General features: G+C 65.4%; 25 protein-coding genes. 14 read left to right on the top strand and 11 right to left on the bottom strand.

The features are described from left to right. Positions 1–648, top strand: coding sequence for a GntR family transcriptional regulator (locus ACX80G_RS00720; RefSeq protein WP_459305054.1), 648 nt, complete (start codon positions 1–3; stop codon positions 646–648). A gap of 180 nt (positions 649–828) precedes the next feature. Here the strand turns inward: ACX80G_RS00720 and ACX80G_RS00715 are convergent, their stop codons facing one another. The 3 genes from ACX80G_RS00715 to ACX80G_RS00705 are packed head-to-tail and all read right to left on the bottom strand — an operon-like array spanning position 829 to position 2607. After that, positions 829–2085 (bottom strand): phospholipase D-like domain-containing protein, encoded by a 1257-nt coding sequence (locus ACX80G_RS00715; protein ID WP_459305053.1) that lies wholly within the window; start codon positions 2083–2085, stop codon positions 829–831. Positions 2086–2116: 31 nt separating this feature from the next. After that, a complete protein-coding gene (locus ACX80G_RS00710; protein WP_459305052.1) occupies positions 2117–2437 on the bottom strand; it encodes a hypothetical protein in 321 nt (106 codons plus the stop codon). 32 nt (positions 2438–2469) lie between these two features. Beyond that, on the bottom strand, positions 2470–2607 hold the full coding sequence (locus ACX80G_RS00705; RefSeq protein ID WP_459305051.1) for a hypothetical protein: 138 nt from the start codon (positions 2605–2607) through the stop codon (positions 2470–2472). A 124-nt stretch (positions 2608–2731) separates the two neighbouring features. On the opposite strand from ACX80G_RS00705, the gene ACX80G_RS00700 reads away from it, so the two are divergent. Beyond that, a complete protein-coding gene (locus ACX80G_RS00700; protein WP_459305050.1) occupies positions 2732–4021 on the top strand; it encodes an ATP-binding protein in 1290 nt (429 codons plus the stop codon). Between the two features lie 21 nt (positions 4022–4042). Here ACX80G_RS00700 and ACX80G_RS00695 read toward each other — a convergent pair whose 3' ends face one another. Genes ACX80G_RS00695 through ACX80G_RS00680 form a run of 4 tightly spaced genes read right to left on the bottom strand, consistent with a single transcriptional unit; the run spans position 4043 to position 7352 of the window. Then, positions 4043–4762, bottom strand: a complete 720-nt coding sequence (locus tag ACX80G_RS00695) for a polyamine aminopropyltransferase (protein ID WP_459305049.1) — start codon at positions 4760–4762, stop codon at positions 4043–4045. Positions 4763–4772: 10 nt separating this feature from the next. Then, on the bottom strand, positions 4773–6587 hold the full coding sequence (gene glsA / locus ACX80G_RS00690) for a glutaminase A (protein ID WP_459305048.1): 1815 nt from the start codon (positions 6585–6587) through the stop codon (positions 4773–4775). A gap of 31 nt (positions 6588–6618) precedes the next feature. Beyond that, a complete protein-coding gene (locus tag ACX80G_RS00685) occupies positions 6619–7059 on the bottom strand; it encodes a PIN domain-containing protein (protein ID WP_459305047.1) in 441 nt (146 codons plus the stop codon). Next, a complete protein-coding gene (locus ACX80G_RS00680) occupies positions 7056–7352 on the bottom strand; it encodes a FitA-like ribbon-helix-helix domain-containing protein (RefSeq protein WP_459305046.1) in 297 nt (98 codons plus the stop codon). Before ACX80G_RS00680 ends, ACX80G_RS00685 begins: the two co-directional genes overlap by 4 nt. A 259-nt stretch (positions 7353–7611) precedes the next feature. On the opposite strand from ACX80G_RS00680, the gene ACX80G_RS00675 reads away from it, so the two are divergent. From ACX80G_RS00675 to ACX80G_RS00660, 4 genes are all read left to right on the top strand, one after another. After that, positions 7612–8253 (top strand): ABC transporter permease, encoded by a 642-nt coding sequence (locus ACX80G_RS00675; protein ID WP_459305045.1) that lies wholly within the window; start codon positions 7612–7614, stop codon positions 8251–8253. Continuing rightward, positions 8246–9571 (top strand): ATP-binding cassette domain-containing protein, encoded by a 1326-nt coding sequence (locus ACX80G_RS00670; protein WP_459305044.1) that lies wholly within the window; start codon positions 8246–8248, stop codon positions 9569–9571. The genes ACX80G_RS00675 and ACX80G_RS00670 overlap by 8 nt, the downstream gene beginning before the upstream one ends. Continuing rightward, positions 9568–10350 (top strand): ABC transporter permease, encoded by a 783-nt coding sequence (locus tag ACX80G_RS00665; protein ID WP_459305043.1) that lies wholly within the window; start codon positions 9568–9570, stop codon positions 10348–10350. The genes ACX80G_RS00670 and ACX80G_RS00665 overlap by 4 nt, the downstream gene beginning before the upstream one ends. Before the next feature lie 98 nt (positions 10351–10448). Continuing rightward, positions 10449–11423 carry a glycine betaine ABC transporter substrate-binding protein gene (locus tag ACX80G_RS00660; protein WP_459305042.1) on the top strand — a complete coding sequence of 325 codons (975 nt, stop codon included), beginning with the start codon at positions 10449–10451 and terminating at the stop codon, positions 11421–11423. A 27-nt stretch (positions 11424–11450) separates the two neighbouring features. On the opposite strand, the gene ACX80G_RS00655 is transcribed toward ACX80G_RS00660, so the two are convergent. Then, positions 11451–12593, bottom strand: coding sequence for an EAL domain-containing protein (locus ACX80G_RS00655; protein WP_459305041.1), 1143 nt, complete (start codon positions 12591–12593; stop codon positions 11451–11453). Next, on the bottom strand, positions 12590–12766 hold the full coding sequence (locus tag ACX80G_RS00650) for a DUF1059 domain-containing protein (protein WP_459305040.1): 177 nt from the start codon (positions 12764–12766) through the stop codon (positions 12590–12592). The genes ACX80G_RS00655 and ACX80G_RS00650 overlap by 4 nt, the downstream gene beginning before the upstream one ends. Positions 12767–13010: 244 nt before the next feature. On the opposite strand from ACX80G_RS00650, the gene ACX80G_RS00645 reads away from it, so the two are divergent. The 7 genes from ACX80G_RS00645 (at position 13011) to ACX80G_RS00615 (ending at position 21600) form a co-directional block, all read left to right on the top strand. Then, complete coding sequence (locus ACX80G_RS00645; protein ID WP_459305039.1) at positions 13011–14048, top strand: LacI family DNA-binding transcriptional regulator; 1038 nt, start codon at positions 13011–13013, stop codon at positions 14046–14048. A 54-nt stretch (positions 14049–14102) separates the two neighbouring features. Then, complete coding sequence (locus tag ACX80G_RS00640) at positions 14103–15395, top strand: extracellular solute-binding protein (RefSeq protein WP_459305038.1); 1293 nt, start codon at positions 14103–14105, stop codon at positions 15393–15395. A gap of 11 nt (positions 15396–15406) precedes the next feature. Next, on the top strand, positions 15407–16357 hold the full coding sequence (locus tag ACX80G_RS00635) for a carbohydrate ABC transporter permease (protein ID WP_459305037.1): 951 nt from the start codon (positions 15407–15409) through the stop codon (positions 16355–16357). A gap of 169 nt (positions 16358–16526) precedes the next feature. Then, a complete protein-coding gene (locus tag ACX80G_RS00630) occupies positions 16527–17282 on the top strand; it encodes a carbohydrate ABC transporter permease (protein WP_459305342.1) in 756 nt (251 codons plus the stop codon). A gap of 6 nt (positions 17283–17288) precedes the next feature. After that, positions 17289–18389, top strand: a complete 1101-nt coding sequence (locus tag ACX80G_RS00625) for a glycoside hydrolase family 130 protein (protein ID WP_459305036.1) — start codon at positions 17289–17291, stop codon at positions 18387–18389. Then, positions 18386–20494 carry a hypothetical protein gene (locus ACX80G_RS00620; RefSeq protein ID WP_459305035.1) on the top strand — a complete coding sequence of 703 codons (2109 nt, stop codon included), beginning with the start codon at positions 18386–18388 and terminating at the stop codon, positions 20492–20494. Before ACX80G_RS00625 ends, ACX80G_RS00620 begins: the two co-directional genes overlap by 4 nt. 194 nt (positions 20495–20688) lie before the next feature. Beyond that, complete coding sequence (locus tag ACX80G_RS00615) at positions 20689–21600, top strand: phosphodiesterase (RefSeq protein WP_459305034.1); 912 nt, start codon at positions 20689–20691, stop codon at positions 21598–21600. Positions 21601–21654: 54 nt separating this feature from the next. Here the strand turns inward: ACX80G_RS00615 and ACX80G_RS00610 are convergent, their stop codons facing one another. Together ACX80G_RS00610 and ACX80G_RS00605 are read right to left on the bottom strand one after the other, a co-directional pair. Beyond that, the gene (locus ACX80G_RS00610; RefSeq protein WP_459305341.1) at positions 21655–23070 is read right to left on the bottom strand and encodes a stealth family protein; all 1416 of its coding nucleotides are present in this window, start codon (positions 23068–23070) and stop codon (positions 21655–21657) included. Positions 23071–23353: 283 nt separating this feature from the next. Beyond that, positions 23354–23983 carry a DUF1684 domain-containing protein gene (locus ACX80G_RS00605; RefSeq protein ID WP_459305033.1) on the bottom strand — a complete coding sequence of 210 codons (630 nt, stop codon included), beginning with the start codon at positions 23981–23983 and terminating at the stop codon, positions 23354–23356. A gap of 80 nt (positions 23984–24063) precedes the next feature. Here ACX80G_RS00605 and ACX80G_RS00600 point away from each other — a divergent pair, with 80 nt between their 5' ends. After that, the gene (locus ACX80G_RS00600; RefSeq protein WP_459305032.1) at positions 24064–24816 is read left to right on the top strand and encodes a sulfite exporter TauE/SafE family protein; all 753 of its coding nucleotides are present in this window, start codon (positions 24064–24066) and stop codon (positions 24814–24816) included. Positions 24817–24881: the final 65 nt, after the last annotated feature.

The following is a 24881-nucleotide window of genomic DNA, read 5'->3' as shown; positions in this document are numbered from 1 at the left end:
GTGCAGGACGAAATCCGGCATGACATCATTTTCGGTTCCCTGCGGCCCGGCACCCGGGTCACCGAGGCTGCGCTTGCCGCCACCTATGGGGTGTCCCGGATCCCGGTGCGCGAGGCGCTGCGTGCGCTCGAGGCGGAGGGGTTCGTCGAGTCCAAGCCGTACGTAGGGTCGACGGTCTCGGAGATCCCGCTGGACGACGCCGACGATCTCTTCTCCGTACGCGAGGCGCTTGAGGCTGCGACCGCACGCCGGGCGGCGCGGCGGGCGGCCGCACAGTTCAGTGCCGGGGAGCCGAGCGCCGACTGGTGGAAGGCGCGGCGGTCACTCGCTGACCTGCTCGACGACGGCGACCGGGCCGTCGTCGGAGGGAACCTCGAGTCGCTGCCGGAACTGAACATCCGGTTCCATCTGGGGGTCGCTGATCTCAGCGGCAGCGCCTCGCTGACGGCCCTGCTGCGCCAGATTTCGGGCAAGATCGAGTGGCTCTACGCCACCGACGTCGACAATCGGGGGAAGCAGTCTTGGAGCGAGCACCGCCTGATCATGGCAGCGATCGACGCCGGCAACCCGGCCGACGCCGAACGCCTCATGGCCGGACATGTCCACCAATCCCGCGTGGGGTACCTGGACCGGTTCGCGGCCCCCTGAGCCGGGCTCAGAAACTGACGAGGGTAGGTCGGGCGTGTTCCTCGCCGGAAGTCGGGAACTTTTGCGCAGCTGTGGCGGGTAGGAGACGCTCGAACCCACCAATGCTGCACAATTGTTGAAGCCAAACCGCCAGAGCTGCGCAGATCATGCAACGGCGGAAGAGGGAAGGTGGGCGCTCGGCTAGAGGAGGGGGCGGAGGGGGGCGAGGATTGCCTCGCTGACGCGAGCGACGATGTGCCGGCGTTCCCATTCCTGGATCGTGAGGATACGGCTGTTGCCGCTGTCGATCGCGAAGATCTGCTCCATGCTGTGAGCCAGGCCCTCGTCGAAGATCTCGATGTTGATCTCGTAATTCCCGGTCAGGCTCAATCGGTCGATGTTGGCGGTGCCCACCGTTGACCATTGGCCATCCACGGTGGCGGTCTTCGCGTGAATCATCGCGTTTTGGTACAGCAGCACCTGGATCCCGTTCTCCAGCATTGACGTATAAAATCCGCGGGACAGCCAGTCGGAGAGCACATGGTTGGACTCCTCGGGAAGGATCACGCGGACGTCCACCCCGCGTTTGCTCGCCCGCAGGAGGGCGTTGAGGATCTGCTGGTCGGGGATGAAGTAGGCGGTGGTGATGTAGATGTGATGCTTGGCGCGGTTGATCGCGTCGAGATAGACGCCGCGGATCGGGAACACCAGGTTCGCCGGGATGTTGTTGACCGCACGCAGCCGCGGCTCCCAGAAGTCGGCGCTGATGTCATCGAGCCTGGGTCGGGACTTCGCCGCCGACAGGTTCCACACGCTGACAAACGCTTCCCGTAATTCCCAGACGGACGGTCCGGCGATCCGCAGGTGGGTGTCCCGCCACTTGGTGGCGTAGAGACTCCCGATGTTGTAGCCGCCCACAAACCCGACGGCTTCATCCACCACCAGCAGTTTGCGGTGATCGAAACCGGTGCCCCGGATATTGGTGAACAGCACTGAAGGACGCAGCACAGGGAACCTGAAAACCCGGACGTCGGGGTGGAACGAGTAGAACGACGGTCGGACCACCAGGTTCGCGAATCCGTCATAGATCACGTATACCTTCACGCCCCGTGCGGCGGCCTCACTGAGCGCATCCCGGAAGGTGCGCCCGACGTCGTCGCCCTTCCAGATGTACGTCTCCATCAGGATCTGGTGTTGCGCGGACCTGATCGCCTGAAGCATCGCCTCGTACAGGTCTTCGCCGTAGGTGTAGACGGTGGTTGTGGAGCCGGCCACGTGGCCCTCGAAGATGCCGGGTTTGGGGAACCCTACCCGCTTGGTCCTGATCTTCTTCTGCACAGCGTCGATGATCACCAGCGTCGCAGCAACGGCCGCCTGCAGTGCCGCGAGCGCCAGGGCCGCTCGACCAACAACTGTTCGGGCGAAGCCAAAAAGGTGCTTCGGGTGGTGTAGACGCATAATCAAGAGCCTAGCTGACCGGCGACGGCGGTCAGAGGTGGCGCAAATACCGGTCGGGCGCGTTCATGAAGCTCCGCCAGTTCATTGTCAGGTCCAGCTCCTCCCACGGCATCTCCCGGAACCCCCATGGCCCGATCTCCAGGATGGACGCCCCGGGTAAGGCGGCGAGAAGGGGCGAGTGGGTGGACAACAGCACCTGTGTCTTCCCATCGGCGAGCAAATCCTTGAGGATGCCGAGCAACGCCAGGCAGCCACCAAACGACAGGGCCGACTCCGGCTCGTCCAGCACCCACAGGCAGGGTCCGCGGAACCGGTCCACGGCGAGTTCCAGGAAAGATTCGCCGTGGGACATTGAGTGAAACTCGGAATCCTTCCGCGACATGCTCAGGTCGCCGCGCCCAGGCCCAGCCCGTCGCCCAGCAGTTGTGCCACGGGCGGCAGGGTCCCCGGCCACTGTCCTGGCGCCAGCGGGTTCGCCGGGTGGGCGGTCACGGGGCGGAGGGGAAACCGGTCGAGGTGCATCACAGCATCATGGCAGCCGCCTCAGACAGTCACAATCTCCGGTACCGTCCAGCGGTGTGCCATGATCAGCGCACGGCACGTTTTGCAGACGACACGATCAGCCCACGACGAAGGAGTCACCCGTATGACCGGTTGGAGAATCAGGGACTTTCACTCTGCTGACATGGACGCGATCCTGCACCTGTGGGAAGAATCCCGCAGCGCCGGCGTCGAACCGGTGTATGCCCTCGCTGAGGTTCTCGCCTCCTGCCAGAAGGACCACGCCGTCGTCGCCGTCCACGGCGAGACGGTGGTCGGCACGGCGGTGGCCCGCGCCGCCCACGACCAGGGCTGGATTGTCTTTTTCGCCATCGACGAGGGCTGGCGGAACCACGGGATCGGGAGTGCGCTGCTCGCCGCCATCGAGGGCAGGATGGCGCCGCATGGCCTGACCAAGCTCTCCACCCTGGTGCCCGACGCCGAACACCGGGTGGATGCACTCCTCAACTCGGGTTTCCAGGACCGCAAACACCTCAGGTACTTCGAACGGGACATCCCCGTGCAGCGGCAGGAAATGGGTCTGCTCAGCGAACTCGGCGGCCGGTTGATGCCGCGGAACCTGTGGAACAACGTGGGCGGGATGCAGCGGGAAAAGGAACTGCTCGAACGCCGGCTGGTCCTGCCGCTGGCCAACCCCGACCTCGCCGAGCAGTACGGGGTGGTTCCGCCCCGCGCTGTGATGCTGTTCGGTCCGCCGGGGACCGGCAAGACCACATTCGCGAAGGCCATCGCGTCGCGGCTCGAGTGGCCCTTCGTCGAAGTGTTTCCGTCGCGGCTTGCCGCTGACTCCAAGGGCCTCGCGGGCGCGCTGCGGGAGACCTTCCTCGAGATCGCCGACCTGGAACACGCCGTGGTCTTCATCGATGAGGTGGAGGAAATCGCCGCCCAGCGGCAGGGCGAGCCGCCGTCCCCGTTACAGGGAGTGACCAACGAACTGCTCAAGATCATTCCGGCGTTTCGGGAGCGGCCCGGCCGGCTGCTGGTGTGCGCCACGAACTTCATCCGGGCCCTTGATACGGCGTTCCTCCGCCACGGCCGCTTCGACTACGTCATCCCGATCGGCCTGCCCGACGAAGCCGCCCGCCACGCCATCTGGCAGCGCTACATCCCGTCCGAGGTGGCGGCCGACGTCGACATCGCCCGGCTGGTCGACACCTCCGACGGTTTCTCGCCAGCCGACATCGAGTTCGCGGCCCGCAAGGCGTCCCAACGGGCCCTGGAGCAGGCGGTCTTCGGGTCGGCGGACGGCGGCACGCCCGCCGCGGGGCCGTCCAGCGAGGATTACCTGACGGCGATCGCCGAAACGCGGACCACCGTGTCGGCATCCGTGGCGCAGGAATTCCGCGAGGACATCGAGCGGATTGCAAGGCTGTAACAGACCCGGGGGAGCGTCACGTTATCGGGGTTTGCGGCCCAGATACACGGTGTTGGTCGATTCCCTGCCCTGCAGCGGGTTGTCGAAACTGACCACCTCGGCGCGCACCTCGGTGAACACCTCGCCCAGCACGGCGAGGTAGTCGTCGTCGGGCGGGTCGTTGGACCAGAGCGCAAAAATCCCGCCCGGGTGCAGATGACCGGCGAGCCTCCGCGTACCCGCCGGATCATAAAACGCCGCATGGCTGGGGTGCAGCACGTGGCGCGGTGAGTGATCGACGTCGAGAATCACCGCGTGGAACAGCCGCGCCGGTGCGTTCGGGTCGAATCCCGCCGGCGACGCGGCCATCGCGAAGAAGTCCCCATGAACATACCGGCAGCGCGGATCCGCGGTCAGGGATTTGCCGGCCGGGATCAGCCCCGACTGATGCCACTCGATGACCTCGCCGAGCGCCTCGACGATCAGCAGCGTGCGGGCGCGCGGACTGTCGAGCACTGCCTGCGCCGTGTAGCCCAGGCCGAGTCCGCCGACGACGACGTCGAGCCCGTCCCCGGGCAGTTCGGCAAGGGCGAGGACTGTCAGCTCGATCTCCGCCACGGTGAAAAGGCTGGACATCAGGAAGTCGTCGTCGAGTTTGACCTCGTAGACCTCCTTATCGAAGGTCGGGTCCCAGCGGCGGCGCAGGCTGATCTCGCCCAGGCGGGTCTCGCGCCAGTCGAGCTCCTCGAACCGTGCGCTCATCAGTGTGTCACTAGTCGCGGACCCGGACAGCGGTCTCCCGCAGGTAGAGATCCACCCGCGTGTAGGCATCGCGGGTGAGCGCTTTCCACAGTTCGACGGCCAGTCGGGGGTCCTCGGTTTCGAGCAGGGCGATGGCGTCTGCGGTCAGCACCATGACCTTAACCTCGCCTTCGGCCTTCACAGTGGTTTCCTGCCGGTCGTCGCTGCCCAGCGCCAGTTCCCCGAAGGTCATGCCAGCGCTCAGGGTGGTCAGGCGAACCCGACCCCCGCTCGGTCCCGGGACCGAGGTGGTGATCTTCCCGGACAGGATGAAGAACACGCCGGCAAAACGTTGCCCGACGCGGCGAATCACGTGGCCGTCGTCGTACTCCCGCTCCTCCATCCGGCCCGCAAGCGCAGCCGCGTCCTCGCTGGTCAGCGGGCTCAGCGCAGGACAGTCGGTCACAGTGACCACCGAGGGGAGGTGCAGGTCATCGCCGTAGGCGGCGATCAGCCGGTCCTCGCACCACTCAACCGCAGCGGTGCGGGTGTCGAAGGTGGGGACCTCCCGGTCCACGTGCTCGAACGTGTCGGCGAGGGTGCCGTCGCTGTCGATCAGGACCAGTTCCCTGCCGTCGCTGACCAGGTTCTCCCGCGTTTCGGCGAGCAGACGCATTGATACGTCGGCCACTTCGTCAACCCGGCGCAGGTCGAGAATGACCAGTTCGACCGTCTGATCGAGGGAGCTTAGTTCGCGGATCATCGACTCGGTGCCGGCGAAGAGCAGATCACCGTTGAGCTCGATCACCCGGGCACGGTGGCCGTTGTCGCGGAGGATATCCATGGCTTCGTCGTTGCGGCGGATCCCCGAGGGCGACGCCGAGATGTCATAGGTGGACCTGATCGCCGATTTACCCGTCCGGGCGGCCCTGACGAAATGCAGTTCCATGTCCTGGGAGAGGCGCTGGCTGGTGGCCATGCCGCGGACGCTGCTGCCATGCTCGTCCAGGGGAGGGGAGTACACGGCGAGACCCACCTGGCCGGGAAGCACAGCGATGGTGCCGCCGCCCACCCCGCTCTTGGCCGGCATGCCGACGGTGCTGATCCAGGCGCCGGCGTCGTCGTACATGCCGCACGTGGTCATCACCGACAGCACCCGCTCGATCGGGCCGATTTCCAGGACCTCGCGGCCAGTGAGCGGGTTGCGCCCGCTGTTGGCCAGGGTCGCCGCCATCACCGAAAGGTCGAGGCAGTTCACCAGCACCGAGCACTGGCGAAAATAGTCCTCGATCACCGGCGTCGGATCGTCCTCGATGATGTTGAACGAACGCAGCAGGTGGGCCAGCGCCCGGTTGCGGTGGCCGTGCTTGAGTTCGGACTCGTAGATTTCGGTGTTGACGCTCAGCTGCCGGCCGGCGAACGCCGAGTACGTGTTGAGGATTCGCTTGAACCGGCCGTTGCCGCCCGACCCCTTAATCAGAGAGGTGGCGGTCAGGGCGCCAGCGTTGATCATGGCGTTGGACGGCCGCCCCGACCCCTCGGCAAGGGAAATCTCGTTGAACGAATCCCCTGACGGCTCGACGTCCACCTTCTCGTCGACCGCTTCCGTCCCCAGATCGGCGAGGGCCAGCCCGTAGGTGAACGGCTTGGAGATTGACTGGATGCTGAACTCGTCCCGGGTATCACCGACCTCGTAGATGTAGCCGTCTACGGTGGTGAGGCAGATCCCGAAATTGTTCGGGTCCACGTTCGCCATGGCAGGGATGGTGCTGTACGGCTTCCCGTCCTTGAGCTCCGAGATCTCCCGGTGGATACGCTTGAGATAGTTTTCAATGGGGGAGTCCATGACTGCAACACTAGCTGGATCCTGGCTGTACTCACCCTGCCTCGGCATCGGCAGTTGTATCCAACAGCAGCGGATGCAACTCAAGGTCGAGGCCCTGGTAGTCGCCGGACCTTCCTGTGACCAGCGGCATCCGAAACTGGCGACAGATAGCAGCCTGAATCAGCACTCCCAAGGGGTAGAACGAGCCGTTGGGATCCTGTGCGGTCGAAAGTTTCGCCAGGATTGATGCGCAGTCGGCGTCCAGGGGCAGTACCCTGCGGTGCAAGAGACCGCCAAGCAGCGTCTCCAGGGCACGCTCCTGAGCGAAATGCCTCATGGGATCGGAGCTGGCGTAAACCGCCGCAGTCACCTCGGCCACTGACAGGGAAGTGGTCTGGGGCTTCGATGGAAACTGCTTCACCCAGTCGGCGACCTCCTGGTCCTCAGTGGAACGGATGAGCGCCAGAAGAACGTCCGAGTCGAGAATGCTCATTGCCTGACCGTCCTCGGCATCTCCAGGTGCCTGAACTGGGAGCGTCGCACCGGCAAGGCAGTGTGGGTAACGCTGCCGATGTCCGTCCGGATGTGCCAGAGCTTGATGTACCACTCGGGCAGCGGTAGTGCCGCGATAGGAAGGAGGGCGCGGCGGGACTCGACCGGTAAGCTCACGAAGCGATTAACGAGCAGACGCAACTCCTGCTGCATTGATCGGCCATTCTGTGCTGCTATCACCTTGACCTGGTTTACGACGTCCGAGTCCACTTGGCGGATGGTGAGGTTCGGCATGGGTATCTCCCTTTTAAAAAGTGCATGCATTGATTGCACTGCATGCACTAAAAAAATGGGACACCGGTCCCCGCTATGTGCGTAAACCCACCGCTTTCACCACGCAGTCGCCACTTATCGACTGCCAATCGTGACCGTCGCGTGACGGTTCCTCAACATTGCTGTGGGTATCCTGTAAAGGAGGCCGATTCTTGGCGCCTCAAATTTTCGGATATTTGCTGCCGGGCTGACACGTAACCAATGTGAAGAGGGTATAGATTTGTTGGATTTCTTTGGAGACCGGCTGCCTCAGATCCTGTTCTCAAGTTGGCAGCACTTTTCCCTCGTCGTCCAATGTTTAATCCTCGGCACGGTGATTGCCGTAGTTATCGCAGCACTGGTGTACCGCAGCAGCCTCTTCAAGTCGCTCGCCAACAGCATCTCAGCGGTTGGGCTGACCATCCCCTCGTTCGCGTTCATCGGGCTGATGATCGCCCCCTTCGGGTTCGGCGTCACCCCGGCCGTCATTGTTGTGTCCTTCTTCGCGGCCCTGCCGATCCTCCGCAACGCGGTAGTGGGGCTGTCCGGGATCGACAGCGCAGTGGTGGAATCCGCCAGGGGGATCGGGATGAGCCGTATCCGCACCTTGCTGCAGGTCGAACTGCCCCTCGCCTGGCCGGTCATCCTCGCCGGTATCCGCGTATCCGCGCAGATGGTGATGGGCATCGCCGCGATCACCGCCTACGCGCTGGGCCCGGGACTGGGTGGCTTCATCTTCTCTGGGCTGTCCCGGCTCGGCGGCGCCAATGCCATCGAGTCGGTTGCCACCGGCGTCATCGCCGTCATCATTCTTGCCCTTGTGCTCGACGTCCTGCTCATCGGCCTCGGCCGACTAACCACCCCGCGAGGTATCCGTGTCTGAGACCATTCCCACAGCAACCATCACCCCTGACAGTGCGGGGAACGGCATCACCGGCGCCAGCATCCTGTTGGACAAGGTCACCAAACGCTACCCGGGTCAGGATTCCCCGGCCGTCAACGGGCTGACCCTCGAAATCCCGGCCGGCAAGATCGTCATGCTGGTTGGCCCGTCGGGGTGCGGCAAGACCACCACGCTGAAGATGATCAACCGGCTGATCGAGCCCACCGAGGGTCGCATCGTCCTTGACGACGACGACGTCACCGACATCAACGGGGACAACCTCCGACGCCGGATCGGCTACGTCATCCAGGCTGGCGGGCTGTTCCCTCACATGAGCGTTGCGGCCAACATCGGCATCGTGCCGAAACTGCTCGGCTGGAGCAAGGACAAAATCGCTGCACGGGTCGACGAATTGCTCGAACTGGTCTCACTGGATCCCGCGCAGTACCGTGACCGTTTCCCCAAGGAACTCTCCGGTGGGCAGCAGCAGCGCGTGGGAGTGGCCCGTGCCCTGGCTGCCGACCCGCCCGTCCTGCTCATGGATGAGCCGTTCGGTGCCGTGGACCCGATTACCCGGCAGCGGCTGCAGGACGAGCTGCTGAACATCCAGGCAGAGCTCCAGAAGACCATCGTCTGCGTCACCCACGACTTCGACGAAGCGGTGAAGCTCGGCGACTGGATCGCGATCTTCACAGACGGCGCGCAACTGGTGCAGTACGACACCCCCGAGCGGATTCTCGCCAACCCGGCGAACGAGTTCGTCGAGAACTTCATCGGATCCGGCGCCGGACTGAAGCAACTCACCCTTACCCGGGTCAACGAAGTGGTGCTGGCCGACGCCGTCGTCGCGCAGATCGGCGACCTGGGCAGCGACGTGCTGTCCCGGCTCGACGAGGCGAAGCACGACCACGCGGTGATCGTCGACGGGAAGAACCGCCCCATCCAGTGGCTGACCCGCCGCCAGCTCTCCCGCACCGACCGGGTCAGCGACGACTGGGACGCCAAACTCCCTGTCGTCGGCGACCGTGCCACCCTTAACGACGCCCTGGACACCATGCTCGTGTCCAGCGCCGGCGCCGCCCTGGTCACCGGGAAGCGGGACACCTTCCTCGGGGTGATCGACGTTGAAACGGTGATGGACGCGATCGGCCGTGCCCACGCCCACGCCCGGTCGGCGCACTCGTCGGGGCGACCGGTGGGCGTCAACACGGGCACTTTGCAGGCCGTCGAGGAGCAGGACACCCGCTACGACGACGCCGATCGCGACGACGACCGCGACGACGATTCAGCCGGTATCACCCCGGGGCACGGCCAGTGAGCGCTGCCGCACCCGCCCAGACTCCCCAGGTGATCGCCGCGCGGGCGGACAGCGCAGGGACCTCCTGGCGGCCGCTGGTCTACCAGCTCGCGGGCATCCTTGCGGCATTCGCCGTCCTGGTGGCCTGGGCGCTGACCGCAGACCTGTCGGAAGTTGAACTGAATACGCTCAACCCTGACACGCTGCTCGGCTACACGCTCGAACACCTCGCCCTGACAGCCGTGTCAGCAGTCCTCGTGCTTATCCTTGCCATCCCACTGGGTGTCCTCCTGACCCGTGGACCGTTCCGGCGGCTCACCGGACCGGTACTCGCCGTCGTCAACGTCGGGCAGGCCGCGCCGGCCATCGGTCTGATTGTGCTCCTCGCTTCCTGGCTGGGGTTTGGGTTCAACGCGGCCATCACCGCGCTGGTCCTCTACGCCCTGCTCCCGGTGCTGCGTAACACCATGATTGGTATCAACCAGGTGGACGACCGGCTCGTCGAAGCCGGGCGGGGAATGGGAATGAGTGCCGCAGCGGTCCTGTTCAAGGTGGAGCTGCCCCTTGCCGTCCCGGTGATGCTCGCCGGGATCCGCACCGCACTGGTGCTCCTGGTGGGCACCGCTGCACTCGCGGCATTCATTAACGGCGGCGGGCTGGGCATCCTCATCATCACCGGGGTGAACCTGAACCTGGTCAGCGTGCTGGTGATCGGCTCGGTCCTGGTGGCACTGCTCGCTCTTCTGGTCGACTGGATTGGGCGCGTCGTCGAGCACGTTGCCCGCCCGAAAGGACTCTGATGCACTCATCACCCTCCGCGCGAACAAGCTCCGCGCGAACACCTTCCGCCCGAGCAGCGACTGGCGGCCGGGCCCTGCGGCGCGTCGCAGGCGCTGCCGTGGTGCTCTCCACTGGTTTGCTGGCCACCGGCTGCGGGCTGCAGCCTGCCACCTCCTACGTTCCGCTGGCAGGACCGGGCAGCATCGAGGAAATTGTCGACGGCGAGCCGCTGACTGTCACCTCGAAGAACTTCACCGAGCAGCTGATCCTCGGTAAGATCGCCGTCCTGGCCGGTCAGGCCGCGGGGTTCGATGTCACCGACCTGACCAACGTTCCGGGCAGCCAACCCGTCCGGGAGCTGATGCTCGCCGGGCAGGCGGACATCGTCTGGGAGTACACCGGTACCGCCTGGCTGACCTACCTCGGTATGAGCGAAGGATTCCCCAACCAGGAGGAGCAGTTCGACGCCGTCTACGAAGCTGACCTGCCGAACGGGTTGACGTGGGGCGACACAGCACCCTTGAACAACACCTACGCGATCGGTGTGCGCAGCGAGGCGGTCGAGGAGCTCGGCGGGATCAGCTCGATCTCTGAAATCGCTGAACTGCCGGTGGAGGAGAGGACCTTCTGCGTTGAGGCTGAGTTCAACTCCCGGCCCGACGGCATGAACCCGATGCTCGCCCACTACGGGATGGAGCGGGGCGCCCCGGACGGTGTACCCGATGACAACATCAGCATCTTCGATACCGGTGCCGTCTACACAGCCACGGATAACGGGGACTGCAACTTCGGTGAGGTGTTCGCTACCGATGGGCGGATCGACGCCCTTGACCTGAGGGTCCTCGAGGACGATCTCGGCTTCTTCCCCGCCTACAACGCGGCGCCGGTCTTCTACACGGAGACCCTCGAGGCGCACCCGGAACTTGAGGACGTTTTCCGTGCGATCGCTCCCACCCTGACCGACGAAGCGTTGCGGGCGATGAACCTGCGGGTGGATGTCGAGGGCGAGGAACCCGCGGACGTCGCCTTCGACTTCATGGTGGAGCAGGGCTTCATCTCGGAGGCCGAGGGAGCGCTAGGCTCCGAAGACTAGGGGGCCGCCACGGCCTGATCCGGTCCGCTACGGCTCGGTTGCCGTGAGCGCGGTGATCATCCGTTCGAGTCGTGCGATCCCGGCGAACCGTCCGGCGTTGTCGATGACGAGGAGTGGCTCAAACCGGTAGACGGCCTCGCGGGTCATGGACCGGTCGAGGGCGTCAGCCAGGGGAGTGTCCAGGTTGGCACGCATACCCTGGCTCACCACTCCCAGGGACGCCGCATCGGGCGTGAGCAGTGAGATAGGCCGCAGGTCGGCGTCGATGAGGGCAACAGACCCCAGCCCTGGGTCCTGGTTAAATGCCTCGACCGCCTCAGCCATGCCGAGGACCGCAGGGGCCGGCTCGACGACGTCGCGCAGGACGGACTTCTGGGCAGACGGCTGCCGGGCGGCGAGGCGGTGGGCAAGCTCAAAGTCGATGCCCGCCCACGGTGGTGCCGGCCTGGCCAACAGGTAGCCCTGCACAAGGGGAACGCCGAGGCTGACCAGGGTGTCGAGTTCTTCCACCCGTTCCACGCCCTCCGCGAGAATCCAGGCGTCCACCCGGCTGGCGAAGATTCCGAGCATCTCAATCAGGGCACGCTTGGCTTCGTCGCGGTCAACATCCTGAATCAGCTCCCGGTCAATCTTGATCATTGACGGGCGCAACTGCAGCAGGTGCCGCAGCCCGGCGTAGCCCGCACCGGCGTCGTCGACGGCGATGAGCGCGCCCGCCGACCGCAGCTGGTGCAGATCGGGTTCCAATTCGAGGTAGGAATCGATGGGAGTCTGCTCGGTGAGCTCGACGATCAGCCCACCAAGGTCGCCCTCCTGGCGCCAGACGCTGCGGATGGCTTCCGAGGTGAGGAGTTCGGGAGAGACATTGAGCGTCAGGAAACTGTTCGTGGGCAGGTCCTGTCGCGCCCGCAGGGCGACCCGGAGGGCAGCTGACTCGAGGTCAGCGCCCCGGCCGTGCCGGCGTGCGGCAGCGAACCAGACCTCGGGGTTCTTCTCCTCAAACCCGGGGAACCGCGTCAGCGCTTCGTAGCCGACCACTGAGCCACGTGAGGTATCGATGATCGGCTGGTAGGCGGTAGCCAGGCCTTCGCCCCGGCAGGCGATCGTCAGCAGCTCCTCCCAGTCCGGGGCGGCGGTGGCCCCGGACTGGGACGGGCGTGCAGGAATCAACTAACTGGCTGAATGGCACCGTGGACAGAGTGAACCATACTGTCGGGCAACGACGTCAGCCCGTGAACTGCGGCGGCGTGGGCGCCAACCTGGGCCAGGATTTCGTCGTCCGAGCTGCACACCCATTTGGCGTCGCAACCAGGAACCACATCACCACATGCAAACGATTTCATCTGATCTCCTTGTAGTACGCCGTGTTCGGCGGTGAACCTGCATAACTGTACGTGTTTGAGCTCAATGCCCCAGAGCTAGATTCGCTCTGGGGCTCGTTAAAGATGGCTGCGCCACCCATCGAATCCGCTGTGAATTCGAGACATCCTTGACTATCGGCCACTGAACCGGTTTAGTTAAGTCTACTTAACCGGTTAAGTGACGCGCATCACTTTCTAACTCAGCAAGCGAAGGACGGCGACGGAGATGGCGGTAACGATCAGCGACGTAGCCCGGGCCGCCGGGGTAAGCAAAGGTGCTGTGTCCTACGCCCTGAACGGGCAGGCCGGGGTCAGCGAGGACACCCGTCGTCGGATCCTCAGCACCGCGGCCGCCCTGGGCTGGACGCCGAGCCTGCGGGCCAGGTCCCTGTCCTCCTCCAAGGCCTACGCGCTGGGTCTGGTGGTGGCCCGCGACCCCAGGCTGCTGGGGACGGATCCGTTCTTCCCCTCGTTCATTGCCGGCGTCGAGACCACCCTGGCCGACCGGGGCTATTCACTGGTCCTCACCGTGGCCACCAAAACAGGGGCAGAGGAAGCCAGCTACCGGCGTCTGGCGCACGAAGGGCGCGTGGACGGCGTCATCCTCAGCGACATGCGCACCAACGACTCCCGGATCGCCCTGTTGCTCGAACTGGGACTTGCGGCGGTCACCCTGAACCGACCCATCACGCCGTCCCCGTTTCCCGCGGTCTGCATGGATGACACCGAGGGCATCAGCCATGCCGTCCAGCACCTCGTCGACCTGGGCCACACCAGAATCGCCCATGTGGGCGGCTCCCAGCACTACATCCACGGTCTGAGCCGGCGTAACGCGTGGGCCAACACCCTTGAACTGAACGGGCTGGATCATGACCTCTTCATTGAGGCGGACTTCGGTGCCCTGGAGGGGGTGGCAGCGACGGCTGACTTCCTGGCGCGGGACAGCCCGCCCACGGCTATCGTCTACGCGAACGACATCATGGCGACGGCGGGTCAGGCCTATGCCCAGCAGCACGGGCTGCGGATTCCCGATGACCTGTCGATCACCGGCTACGACAACACCGAATACGCCCAGTACCTCAACCCAGCGCTGACCAGCATCGGCAGCGACCCGCTGCTGTGGGGAAGCTCCGCGGCGCAGGTACTGCTGAACCAGCTCGAAGGCACCCACGACGGCGACGACGTCGTCCTTCCTGCACCAGGACTTATTACCCGCGGGTCCACCGCGGCGCCCCACGGCCGGAGTACCACCGGCAGTAAATAACTCAGTAACCACAGTGACACCAAGCGCTGTGAAAGTGATCTAGGAGAAAACGCAATGACGCGATACACCAACCGAGCATTGGCCATCACGGCCACCGCCATGATGGGTCTGGGACTCGCCGCCTGCGGCGGGGGCGGCGGCGACGCGGCCGGCGATGGAGAGCTGACCAGCGGCCCCATCACCATCTGGTATTCGAACAACCAGCAGGAAGTGGCGTGGGGCGAGGCGATGGTTGAAGCCTGGAACGCAGACAACCCGGACCAGGAGGTGACCGCCCAGGAGATTCCCGCGGGCACCAGCTCCGAAGAGGTTATCGCGGCGGCCATCACCGCCGGCAACGCCCCCTGCATCGTGATGAACACGGCGCCCGTGGCGGTCCCGCAGTTCGAGGAAATGGGCGGCCTGGTTCCGCTGGACACCTTCGAGGACGGCGTCGAGTACGTCGAATCCCGCAGCGGCGACGTCGCCGAGCAATACAAATCGGCTGACGGCCAGTATTACCAGCTGCCCTGGAAATCCAACCCCGTGGTGCTGTACTACAACAAGGACATGTTCGAAGCGGCAGGCCTTGACCCCGAGAACCCGGCGCTCGGCACCCAGGATGAGCTCCTCGAAACGTCCCGCACACTCGTCGAATCGGGTGCCGCCGACTACGCCATGTGGCCGTCCCCGGCCGGCGAGTTCTACCAGTCCTGGTTTGACTTCTACCCCTTCTTCGCCGCAGCATCCGGCGGTTCACAGCTGGTGGCCGACGGCGAGGCAGCCTTCAACACCGACGAGGGCAAGGCTGTCGCGGGGATGTGGCAGACCATGTACGAGGAGGGCCTGTCCTCGCAGGAGGCGTACACCGGTGACTCCTTCGTCGATGGGAAGGCGGCCATCGCCATCTCCGGTCCGTGGGCCATCCCGGTCTACGGCGACGACGTCAACTGGGGCACAGCGCCTGTGCCGGGCCTCGCCGAGGGGGACGAGAGCTACACGTTCTCCGACGCCAAGAACATGGCCATCTACTCGGCCTGCGACAACAAGCAGACCGCCTGGGACCTGATGAAGTTCGCCACCAGCGAGGAACAGGACGGGGCGCTCCTCGAAGCGACCGGCCAGATGCCCATCCGCGCCGATCTGAGCGACGCCTACGCCGAGTACTTCGAAGCCAACCCCGCCTACACCGAATTCGCCGACCAGGCGTCGCGGGCGGTCGAGGTTCCCAACGTGCCGAACTCGGTCGAAATCTGGCAGACCTTCCGTGACGCCTACGGTGCGTCGGTGATCTTCGGCAATGAAACAGTCGACGACGCGTTCACCACCGCCGCCGAGGAAATCACCACCCTCGCCACCGAAGAGTAGGCGGACCGACGGTGACTGCTTCAACCACCGTCGGTAAGCCGCGGGATCCGGGCACCAGCCCGGGTCCCGCCCCCCGCCGGCGCAACAGACTGCTGGGACGCCAACCCCTTGGGCTCGCGTTCAGTGCACCCTACGTCCTCTTCATCCTCGCGGTGCTCGCGTTTCCCCTCGGCTACGCCGTCTACATCTCCTTCCACGACTTCTTCTTCACCGCGCCAGGTGTCGCCGTGGAACGCCCGTTTGTCGGGTTCGACAACTACGCGGCGGTGCTCACGGATCCCGACGTCGGCCGTTCGTTCGCGAACATCGGCGTCTTCCTGATCATCAATGTGCCCCTCACCGTCGTGCTGTCCCTGGTCCTCGCCAACGCGCTGAACCGGGTCACCCGCCTCCGCACGTTCTTCAGGGTCAGCTACTACGTGCCGTACGTGACGGCGAGTGTTGCCGTCGTCGGCGTGTGGCTGTTCCTGTTCTCCCAGAACGGCCTGATCAACTCGATCCTCGGCCCGCTGGCCCCCGACCCGTCGTGGCTCGTGAACTCCGGGCTCGCCATGCCGACCGTGGCACTGTACGTGACCTGGAAGCAGCTGGGATTTTTCATCCTGCTCTACCTGGCTGCGTTGCAGAATATCCCCGAAGAACTCTATGAGTCCGCCTCGGTGGACGGCGCCGGCAAAATCAGGCAGTTCTGGAGCATCACCGTCCCCAGCGTCCGGCCCGCCAGTTTCCTTGTGACGCTGCTCGCCACCATCACCGGCGCTAACCTGTTCACCGAGCCCTACCTCCTCACCGGTGGCGGCGGACCGGACGGCGCCTCGACGTCGCCCGTGTTCCTCATGTACCAGCAGGGGATCCTGCAGGGCAACCCCGATACCGCTGCCGCCCTCGGCGTCATCCTGGTGCTCGGCGTCCTGCTCCTGGCCTTCCTGCAACGCCGCTTTATCGGTGGAAAGGACGATTGACATGGCTAAGGACTTCCAGCCAACCCTCGGCACGACGTCGGCTGCGCCGGCCGTGACGCCGTCCCCGGCACCGCGGGCCTCACCGACCGAAAAGCAGCGCGGGCTGCGGCCGTTCAGCTTCATCCTGCTTGCCGTCGGTGCATTCGTGTTCCTGTTTCCGTTCTACTACATGTTCATCGGGTCGCTGCAGACCCAACCCGACACCTCGGTGGGAGGGGCGTTCCCGAACGTCGGAAACATCACCGGAGCCAACTACGTCCTGATCAACGAGTCGATCAACCTCATTCAGGGCCTGATCAACTCCGGGATCTTCACCGGCGGGGTGATCCTTTGCACCGTGATCTTCGGCATCCCGGTGGGCTACGCCCTGGCGCAACTGCAGTTCCGCGGCCGCGGGGTGGTGTTTGCCCTGCTGCTCCTGGTCCAGATGGTGCCGTTCCAGCTGCTGCTGATCCCGTTGTACGTGCTGATTGTGCGGGACTACGGGTTGGCGGACAGCTACCTCGGCATGATCCTGCCGTTTGCCATCAACTCCACCGCGGTGTTCGTTTTCAGGCAGTATTTCCTGCAACTGCCCGCCTCCTTGTTCGAGGCGGCGCGGATCGACGGGGCATCCGAGCTGCGCATCCTGCTGCAGATCGCCATTCCCCTGGTGCGGCCGGCGATCGTCACGGCAATCCTGCTCACGTTCATCGGGCCGTGGAACGAGTTCCTGTGGCCGTTCCTGGTCACCAAGGACACCGCGTTCCAACCGCTCGCCGTGTCCCTCGCCAACTACATCTCCAATGTTGCGGCCACCGCAGCCAACCCGTTCGGTGCCATCCTGGCCGGCGCGTGCGTGCTCGCGGCGCCCGCCGTCGCACTCTTCATCGTCTTCCAACGCCAATTCATTTCCACCAATATCGGATCAAGCGCAAAGGGTTAACCTTCAATGACTACGCAAACCACTGCTTCCACCACCACCCTGCTACCCACCGTGCCGTTCACGCTGACCCGTGCCGGCGTCATCATGAGCCCGGAGGAGGGCAACGACCTCGAAGCCGAAGGAGTCCTCAACCCGGCCAGCGGTCGCGGCCCGGACGGCGACCTGTACCTGCTGCCCCGCCTGGTCTCCAAGGGCAACGTGTCCCGGGTGGGGCTCGCCAAAATCATCATCGAGAACGGGGTCCCCACCGGCGTCGACCGGCTGGGCGTTGTGTTCGGTCCGGACGAGGGCTGGGAACGGGGCACCAACAACTCGGGCACCGAGGACCCCCGCACCACATGGGTGCCCTCACTCGGACTGCACCTGATGACCTATGTGGCGTACGGGCCGATGGGACCACGGATGGCGTTTGCCCATTCCACCAATTTGCGGTCCTGGCAGCGGCTCGGCCCCTGCTTCTTCGAGTACCGGGCCGAACTGTCCATGGACCTGAACCTGTTCCCCAACAAGGACGGTGTGTTTTTCCCCGAACCGGTCAACGACCCCGACGGCGTCCCCTCCTATGCGCTCCTGCACCGGCCCATGTGGGACCTGGGCTGGATCCGCGAGGGTGAAGGCGAGCACCTGCCCGCCGGGATGACCGACAGCCGACCCGGCATCTGGATCTCCTATGTCGCGGTCGAGGACGTCGAGAAGGACATCCGGAACCTGGTCCACATGGGCAAGCACACCCTCGTGGCGATGAGCGAGTTCGAGTTCGAGGAACTGAAGATCGGTGGCGGCCCGCCCCCCATCCGGGTCGACGAGGGCTGGCTCATCATCCACCACGGGGTGGCCGGTGCGCTGGAGAAGTCAGCGTTCGATCATCAACAGAAGGTCAACTATTCGGCGGCGGCGATGATCCTCTCCGCCGATGACCCGTCCATCGTGATCGCCCGCAGCCGGGAGCCGCTGCTGGCGCCGGAAACCGAGGACGAAAAGTCGGGGATCGTGCCGAACGTGGTTTTCCCCACGGCCATCGAGGAAGTCGACGGGCAGCTTTTCGTCTTCTACGGCATGGCCGACTCCAAAATCGGTGTGGCCCGCCTCGATCGGGTTGCGCCATGACCGCCCGGGCGGTACGCGTCCCGTGCCTTGCCGTCGGCGTCTCGCTGGCGATCGTCGGCGTCGGGATGGCGCCGGTGGCCGCTGCGCCGGCACCGGCAGTTCCCTCAGTTGTTGCGCCGGCTATCCAGCCCACCGCTACAGCACCACTGACCAACACGTCCCACCTGGACTGGTTGCTTGACGAGGTGCCGGTCCCTGACATCGCCGGGCACAGCACCTACCAATCCGGGGACCGGCCCACGGCGTTGGCACCCTGGACGTATGCCGACCGGAACGACGACGGCACCTACCGGAAAATCGGCGGTGGGAACCTGAACGCCGAAGGTGACTGGAGCCAGGGCGCCTACAACGCCGACGACATTTCCCGGACCGCTGTGGTCTACCTCAGGCACTGGCAGCAGACCGGGAGTGAGGCGAGCAGGGAGTCGGCCTTCCAGACCCTGCGGTCGCTGGCCTACCTGCAGACCACCGACGGACCCAACGCCGGCAACGTGGTGCTCTGGCAGCAAACCGACGGCGACCTCAACCCGAGCGCCGAACCCGTCGAACTGCCGGACCCCTCCGATTCGGCTGAATCGTACTGGGTGGCCCGCACTGTGTGGGCCCTCGGAGAGGGCTACGCAGCGTTCAGCGAGGCCGACCCCGAGTTCGCGGCGTTCCTCAAGGAGCGGCTGCACCTGTCGCTGGGCGCGCTCAACCGCCAGTCGCTGAGCCAGTACGGCCAGTACGACGTGGCCGACGGCGTAGCGGTTCCCGCGTGGCTGATCGCCGACGGTGCTGACGCGTCGGCCGAGGCGGTGCTGGGCCTGGCAGCGTATGTCGGCGCCGAGCCGTCGGATGAGGTGGCCCGGACGGCCCTCTCCCAGCTGAGTGAAGGCATCGCCGGGATGTCCGCGGGAGACACCCGGGCCTGGCCGTTCGGCGCCATCCTGCCGTGGACCAAGTCGCAGACGTTCTGGCACGCCTGGGGCGGGATGGCGCCGGCGGCCGTCGCGGACGCTTCGGTGGTGCTGGGCCGGCCGGAGCTGGCTGACGCAGCGGTCAAGGACACCGCCGGTTTCACCGCGCAACTGCTCGCCGCCGGCGGGCCGGACAACGCGTGGACGCCCACCCCCTCCGAACGGGTGCAGATCGCGTACGGGGTCGACTCGCGGCTGCAAAGCCTGGTGTCGACGGCTGAGGCGACCGGTGCCACCGGGCTCTATGAGCTGGCGGCGGTGATGGGCGGCTGGTACTTCGGCGCGAATCGCAGCGGCGAACCCACCTACAACCCGGCAACCGGCGTCACCTTCGACGGCGTGCAGGCCGACGGCACCGTGAATCGCAACTCGGGGGCCGAGTCCACCATCCACGGACTGCTGTCCATGCTGGTCCTGGACGCCCACCCCGGGCTGAAGGCGGACGCCCTGGGCATTAACCGGACAGTGGCGACGGATGGACTCACCGTGGTGGAAGCGGAAACCGGAACCATCCGAGGCGACGGCAGCATGGTCACCGCCGAGTCGGCGTGGACCGGGGAAGCGAATATTTCCGGCGGTGCGTACGCGCAACTGACTGCAGGCGCGCGCCTGCGCATCCCGGTGCCCGCGCATCAGCAGGACCGCAACGTGTACCCGATCGTGAACCGGACCATTGAGGAATCAGGGACCACCACCTGGTCCGGCAAGCGGAAGCTCGGCACCACCCCGAATGGCGGGGCGGGGGAGCAGGGCATCACCGACGCGCCGGGGCAGTTGCAGCCGTTCAGCCTGGAACGCGACCTGCGGCGGGGCGAGCGTAGTGTAAGCGCCGCCGTCGACGGTCCCGCTTCGATCGACGCGCTGCTGCTCCAACCGCTGATCTCCTCGGTGACAGTGGACGGGCCAGCGGGGGAGTCGACCATCTATGTGAGTGCCGCCGAGAAGAAGACGCTGCACCGAGTGGATGTGCCGCGCGGGTACTGGCTGGAACAGCAGGCCTACGACGCGGCCGGAAAGCCGGTTGCGCTGCCCGGAGGCAAGGGTAAGGGCACCGACCAGGACAGGAGCAAGGACAAGGGCCCTGACAAGGGCAAGGTGTATGTGGCGCCGGGAGGCTTCACCGAAACCTCGCTGATCCGCAAGTAGTCCGCAAACAGGCGGCAATTAGTCCGCAAGCAGGCCAGGAGGCCGTGCGGCCGGGAAACCCCCCGGCCGCGCGGCCACTCGTGAAGCGTTATCCGACTTGCCGGGCTGTGTTCACCGGCTATTAGTGTGATCTCTGCTTTGATGGAGGTCAATTAGGTTGTAAACGGTTACCGCCAGCTACCTAGAGGGTCACCATGAATTACCGGACGGCCGAGCATCCTCGGCCGCAGCAGTTTATCCTCCACCTCAGCGACACCCACCTGCTCGGTGGGCCCGGGCCACTGTACGGGGCGGTGGATAGCGAAGCCCGGTTACGCCAGATTTTTACCGAGTTGGAAGACTCGGGGGCCCGGCCGGAGGCGCTGGTCTTCACCGGAGACCTGGCCGACAAGGGTGAAGCCAACGCCTACGCAAAACTCCGTGCCATCGTTGAACCCGCAGCGGCGAAGCTCGGCGCCGACGTGATCTGGGCGATGGGCAACCATGATGACCGGGCCAATTTCCGGGTGGGGCTGCTCGATCAGGCTCCCGACGCTGCGCCGATCGACCGTAGTTACCTCGTCAACGGCTTGCGCATCATCACCCTCGATTCCACGGTGCCCGGCCACCATCACGGCGAGTTCAGTCACGAGCAGCTGCTCTGGCTGGCGAACGAACTTCTGACACCGGCGCCCAACGGCACCCTGCTTGCCCTGCACCACCCGCCGATTCCCTGCGTCCAGGACCTCTCGGTCCTGGTGGAACTGCGCGGCCAACGCCAGCTCGCCGACGTCGTCCGCGGTTCCGACGTTCGCGGCATCCTGGCCGGTCATCTGCACTACTCGACCACTGCCACCTTCGCCGGCGTTCCAGTGTCGGTGGCGTCGGCCACCTGCTACACCCAGGATCTGGGGTACGACGGCGGCGGCACCCGCGGGCAGGACGGTGCCCAGGCGTACAACCTGGTGCACGTCTATGAGGACACGATCGTCCACTCGGTGGTCCCGATCGGCGCATACCGGCCGGTGGGCGAGACGGTGCCGTTGCGTGAAACACGCCGCAGACTCGACGCCGCCGGGGTGCGGATCGCCGACGCAGCACCCGCCCGGCAGTTCACCGGCGCCTGACGCCCCGAGGCGTCAGACAGGCGCCCTACTACAACACCCGGGCCACTGCTCCGGTCATTTTTCCCAGGGCGCCTTGATGGGAAAGTACTTCTCCAGAAAGTCAGTGACCAGCCGGGCGCGCTCCTCGGCGGGAACCTCGGGGAAACTTCCATCATTGAGGCAGAAGAAATCGGTGTGCCGCTTGTCGAGCAGTTTGTTCAGGCCGCGCAGCCCTGACCGCATGGTGGTGTCGATGTACTGCACCTTCGCCGACTCCTGGGTCACGGCCCGGCCGGTCAGCAAAGCGTAGTAGTGGTACAGCGAGTTGGTGACCGAGATGTTGTCCTTGGCCCGGAACCGTGAGGCCGCGGTAGCGGCGAACTCGGCAGCGAACTCCTGTTCCATTTCCAGGAGCACACTGCGCCGCAGGGGCGCCGCCGTGTGTTCGAGGTGCCGGGTGGTGATCCTGCCGAACCGCTCATGCAACAGCCGCCGGTTGACCCGGGCGGCGTTCTCGAAGCCGCTGCGCTCGGCGTCGTTGTCGCCCAGTCCAATCCGGATGTCAGCCTGGATGAACTTGGTGATCCCGCCGGGGGAAAAGAACATGTCGGGGGACACCGGACGGCCGAAGAACATGTCGTCGTTCGAGTAGAGGAAATGCTCTGACAACCCCGGGATGTGCTGCAGTTGGCTTTCAACGGCCTGCGAGTTGTGGGTTGGAAGGACCGACGGGTCCTTGAAGTGTTCCTCAGAGCGGACCAGGGTCACCGAGGGGTGATCGGCCAGCCACTCGGGGGCGGCGGAGTCGGTGGCGATGAAGATCCGGCGGACCCACGGCGCGAACATGTACACCGACCGCAGGGCGTATTTCAGTTCGTTGATCTGGCGGAACCGTGCCTCGTGGTCGTCACCAGATCCCACCACTGCGCCCTGCATCCGGGCAGCCCTGGCCGCCTGGTACTCGGGTGAACTGCCGTCCACCCAGGAAAACACCAGGTCAATCTCAAAGTCGATGTCAGTGGCGTGATCGGCGAACATGTTGTCGATGGTTGGCCACATCAGGCCGTGCCGTTCCACGGACCCGCGGACCACCTCGGAGGAGGGGAGGGTGCGGCGGGTCAGGGAATTCTCGACGGGGAGTTCGATGGTGTCGCCGTCGAGCTTCCACAGTTCAATCTGCACTCCAGCGGACGGCCCGAAGGCGAGCCCGCCGATCGGTTCGATCCGGGGGCGGAACAGGCGGAAAATCCGGGCCTTGGCGCTGTGGGACAGGGAACCGTCCGTGACGAGGAGGGTGGTCCGGCGTTTGGTGTCCACGGTGCGGGAGTAGAACGGTTCGGTCTCGCAGGCCGCCACCAGGGCGTCCCGCAAGCGTTCACGGTGCTTGAGGTCAATAGCGATCACCGGACGCTCGTCATTGCCGCGCACCAGCAGGTACTCAATGGCGGCGTCCTCGAGTGCGGCGCGGATGAACAGCAGATCCTCGACCATCGCCTGGTGCGGTGTGACGCTCTGGTTGATCAGCGTGAACCGGCGTTTGACGGTGGTGATGTCGGTGCGATCGGTGAAGCGTGCGACGGCGGCGCGCGACGCCGACTCGAGGACTTCGGCCTCGTTAACGGGTTCGGGCGCGCCGAAATAGATATCGTGTTGGGCGGCAGTATCCGTAATGTGAGCCTCCAAGGGGGGTACCAGGTGTCTTAGCTCCATGATAAAGCCTGCTTCGCACCGAGCGTCCCGCCCCCTGACCCCCGGCGGCGTCGTCGTTCGCCCTTCAGTACGTGGAGTACAGCTCGCCGACGCGGAGCTCGACGTCAACCCGGTTGTCCACCCCCGGCAGAGGGCAGGCCCACGCCTCGTCATAGGCACACGACGGGTTGTACGCGAAGTTCAGGTCGAGGATGAGCCGGTCACCGACCACCCCGAGATGCGAACCCTTGACGGTGTCCAGCAGATAACGCCCGCCCCCGTAGGTTCCGCCGGGCTGGCCTGCGGAGCCGTCGCGCACCGGCAGGAACAGCCCGCCCCCGTAGGAGGCGAGCCGCCACAGGGCCAGCCGCCCGACGCCGTCGAGCCCCACGGTGCCGAGCCGCTGGAACGTCACTGTCCCGTCCGTCCCGGTGGGGACGGTCATCTCCTCGCCCACACCGTCGTCGTCGATCACTGCCTCAAACCGGTAGTCCGACTGGTACCCGGCTACCGCGAGGCCGACGAAGGAGGCGGCCGCCGTCGCATCCAGCGGCGATGCGGGATGGGTGGCGAACAGCCGGTCCCGTCCTGCACGCCACAGGGTATGCGCCGACGACGGCGACCCGGACTGCGCGCGAGCACGCACCTGCGCATAGAGGTCGAAAACCTGCTGTCGCCAGTCGGCAATCTGGAGTGCTGTAGTGGCTGTAGGCATCCTCCAAGCCTAGTGGCCCACGCTGGGGGCGCCCGTCACGGACAACCGGAAAACAGTTGCCCCAGCGTACTGTGTCACCTGTGACCACCGGCATCTTCTTCATCGTTCTGTTCTCCATTCTGCTCGGTGCCATCGCGCAACGGATCGCCGGCCTGGGTTTTGCCCTGCTGATTGCGCCGTTCCTGGTCATCATCCTGGGCCCGCACGAGGGAGTGGTGCTGGTCAACATGTGCGGGGTGGTGTCCTCGGCCCTGATCGTGGGGCGGGTCTGGAAGGACATTGACTGGAACATGTTCCGGTGGATGGTGATCCCCTCCGTGTTCGGCTCGGTCCCCGGGTCCATCGCCGCGGTGATGCTGCCGTCCGCACCCTTGTCGGTGACAGTGGGCGGCGTCGTCCTCGTCGCGCTCTCGGTGTCACTGGTACTGCAACGCTCGTCGGTGGTGGTGCGCGGCAATACGCCCAAGGCCATCGCGGGGTTCGCTGCTGGCCTGACCAATTCCATGGCCGGGGTCGGCGGTCCGGCGGTCAGCGCGTACGCACTGTTGTCCCGCTGGCCGCAACGGCCCTTTGCCGCCACCCTGCAGCCGTTCTTCGTGGTGATCGGGCTGGTCACCCTGGCGGTCAAACTCAGCCTCGACCCCTCGGACGCCCCAGCGCTGCAATGGTGGATGTGGACTGCCATCGGCGTCGTGATCGTGACCGGGATCTTCGCCGGCGAGAAGCTCTCCCGGTTCATTAAGGACGATCACGCCCGTTTCTTTGTGATTGTGATCGCTTTCGTTGGTGCCGCAGCCGCATTGGTCAAGGGATTGCTGGATCTTCTTGTCTAACGCGGGGTCCGTGTCCTCGAACCGGGCGGCCGGGCCGCGTCGCTGAACGTCGGAGGCTGCAGCCG

It is taken from the genome of Arthrobacter glycogeni (assembly GCF_054510815.1).
The sequence above is the reverse complement of the archived record's forward strand: the minus strand, read 5'-3'. Positions and strand labels throughout refer to the sequence as shown.

Bases quoted from the DNA above. Each gene is read 5' to 3' on its own strand.
- ACX80G_RS00715 (WP_459305053.1), bottom strand. From the start codon at position 2,085: ATGCGTCTACACCACCCGAAGCACCTTTTTGGCTTCGCCCGAACAGTT.
- ACX80G_RS00710 (WP_459305052.1), bottom strand. From the start codon at position 2,437: ATGTCCCACGGCGAATCTTTCCTGGAACTCGCCGTGGACCGGTTCCGC.
- ACX80G_RS00705 (WP_459305051.1), bottom strand. From the start codon at position 2,607: ATGCACCTCGACCGGTTTCCCCTCCGCCCCGTGACCGCCCACCCGGCG.
- ACX80G_RS00700 (WP_459305050.1), top strand. From the start codon at position 2,732: ATGACCGGTTGGAGAATCAGGGACTTTCACTCTGCTGACATGGACGCG.
- ACX80G_RS00695 (WP_459305049.1), bottom strand. From the start codon at position 4,762: ATGAGCGCACGGTTCGAGGAGCTCGACTGGCGCGAGACCCGCCTGGGC.
- glsA (WP_459305048.1), bottom strand. From the start codon at position 6,587: ATGGACTCCCCCATTGAAAACTATCTCAAGCGTATCCACCGGGAGATC.
- ACX80G_RS00685 (WP_459305047.1), bottom strand. From the start codon at position 7,059: ATGAGCATTCTCGACTCGGACGTTCTTCTGGCGCTCATCCGTTCCACT.
- ACX80G_RS00680 (WP_459305046.1), bottom strand. From the start codon at position 7,352: ATGCCGAACCTCACCATCCGCCAAGTGGACTCGGACGTCGTAAACCAG.
- ACX80G_RS00650 (WP_459305040.1), bottom strand. From the start codon at position 12,766: ATGAAATCGTTTGCATGTGGTGATGTGGTTCCTGGTTGCGACGCCAAA.
- ACX80G_RS00645 (WP_459305039.1), top strand. From the start codon at position 13,011: ATGGCGGTAACGATCAGCGACGTAGCCCGGGCCGCCGGGGTAAGCAAA.
- ACX80G_RS00640 (WP_459305038.1), top strand. From the start codon at position 14,103: ATGACGCGATACACCAACCGAGCATTGGCCATCACGGCCACCGCCATG.
- ACX80G_RS00630 (WP_459305342.1), top strand. From the start codon at position 16,527: ATGTTCATCGGGTCGCTGCAGACCCAACCCGACACCTCGGTGGGAGGG.
- ACX80G_RS00625 (WP_459305036.1), top strand. From the start codon at position 17,289: ATGACTACGCAAACCACTGCTTCCACCACCACCCTGCTACCCACCGTG.
- ACX80G_RS00620 (WP_459305035.1), top strand. From the start codon at position 18,386: ATGACCGCCCGGGCGGTACGCGTCCCGTGCCTTGCCGTCGGCGTCTCG.
- ACX80G_RS00615 (WP_459305034.1), top strand. From the start codon at position 20,689: ATGAATTACCGGACGGCCGAGCATCCTCGGCCGCAGCAGTTTATCCTC.
- ACX80G_RS00610 (WP_459305341.1), bottom strand. From the start codon at position 23,070: ATGGTCGAGGATCTGCTGTTCATCCGCGCCGCACTCGAGGACGCCGCC.
- ACX80G_RS00605 (WP_459305033.1), bottom strand. From the start codon at position 23,983: ATGCCTACAGCCACTACAGCACTCCAGATTGCCGACTGGCGACAGCAG.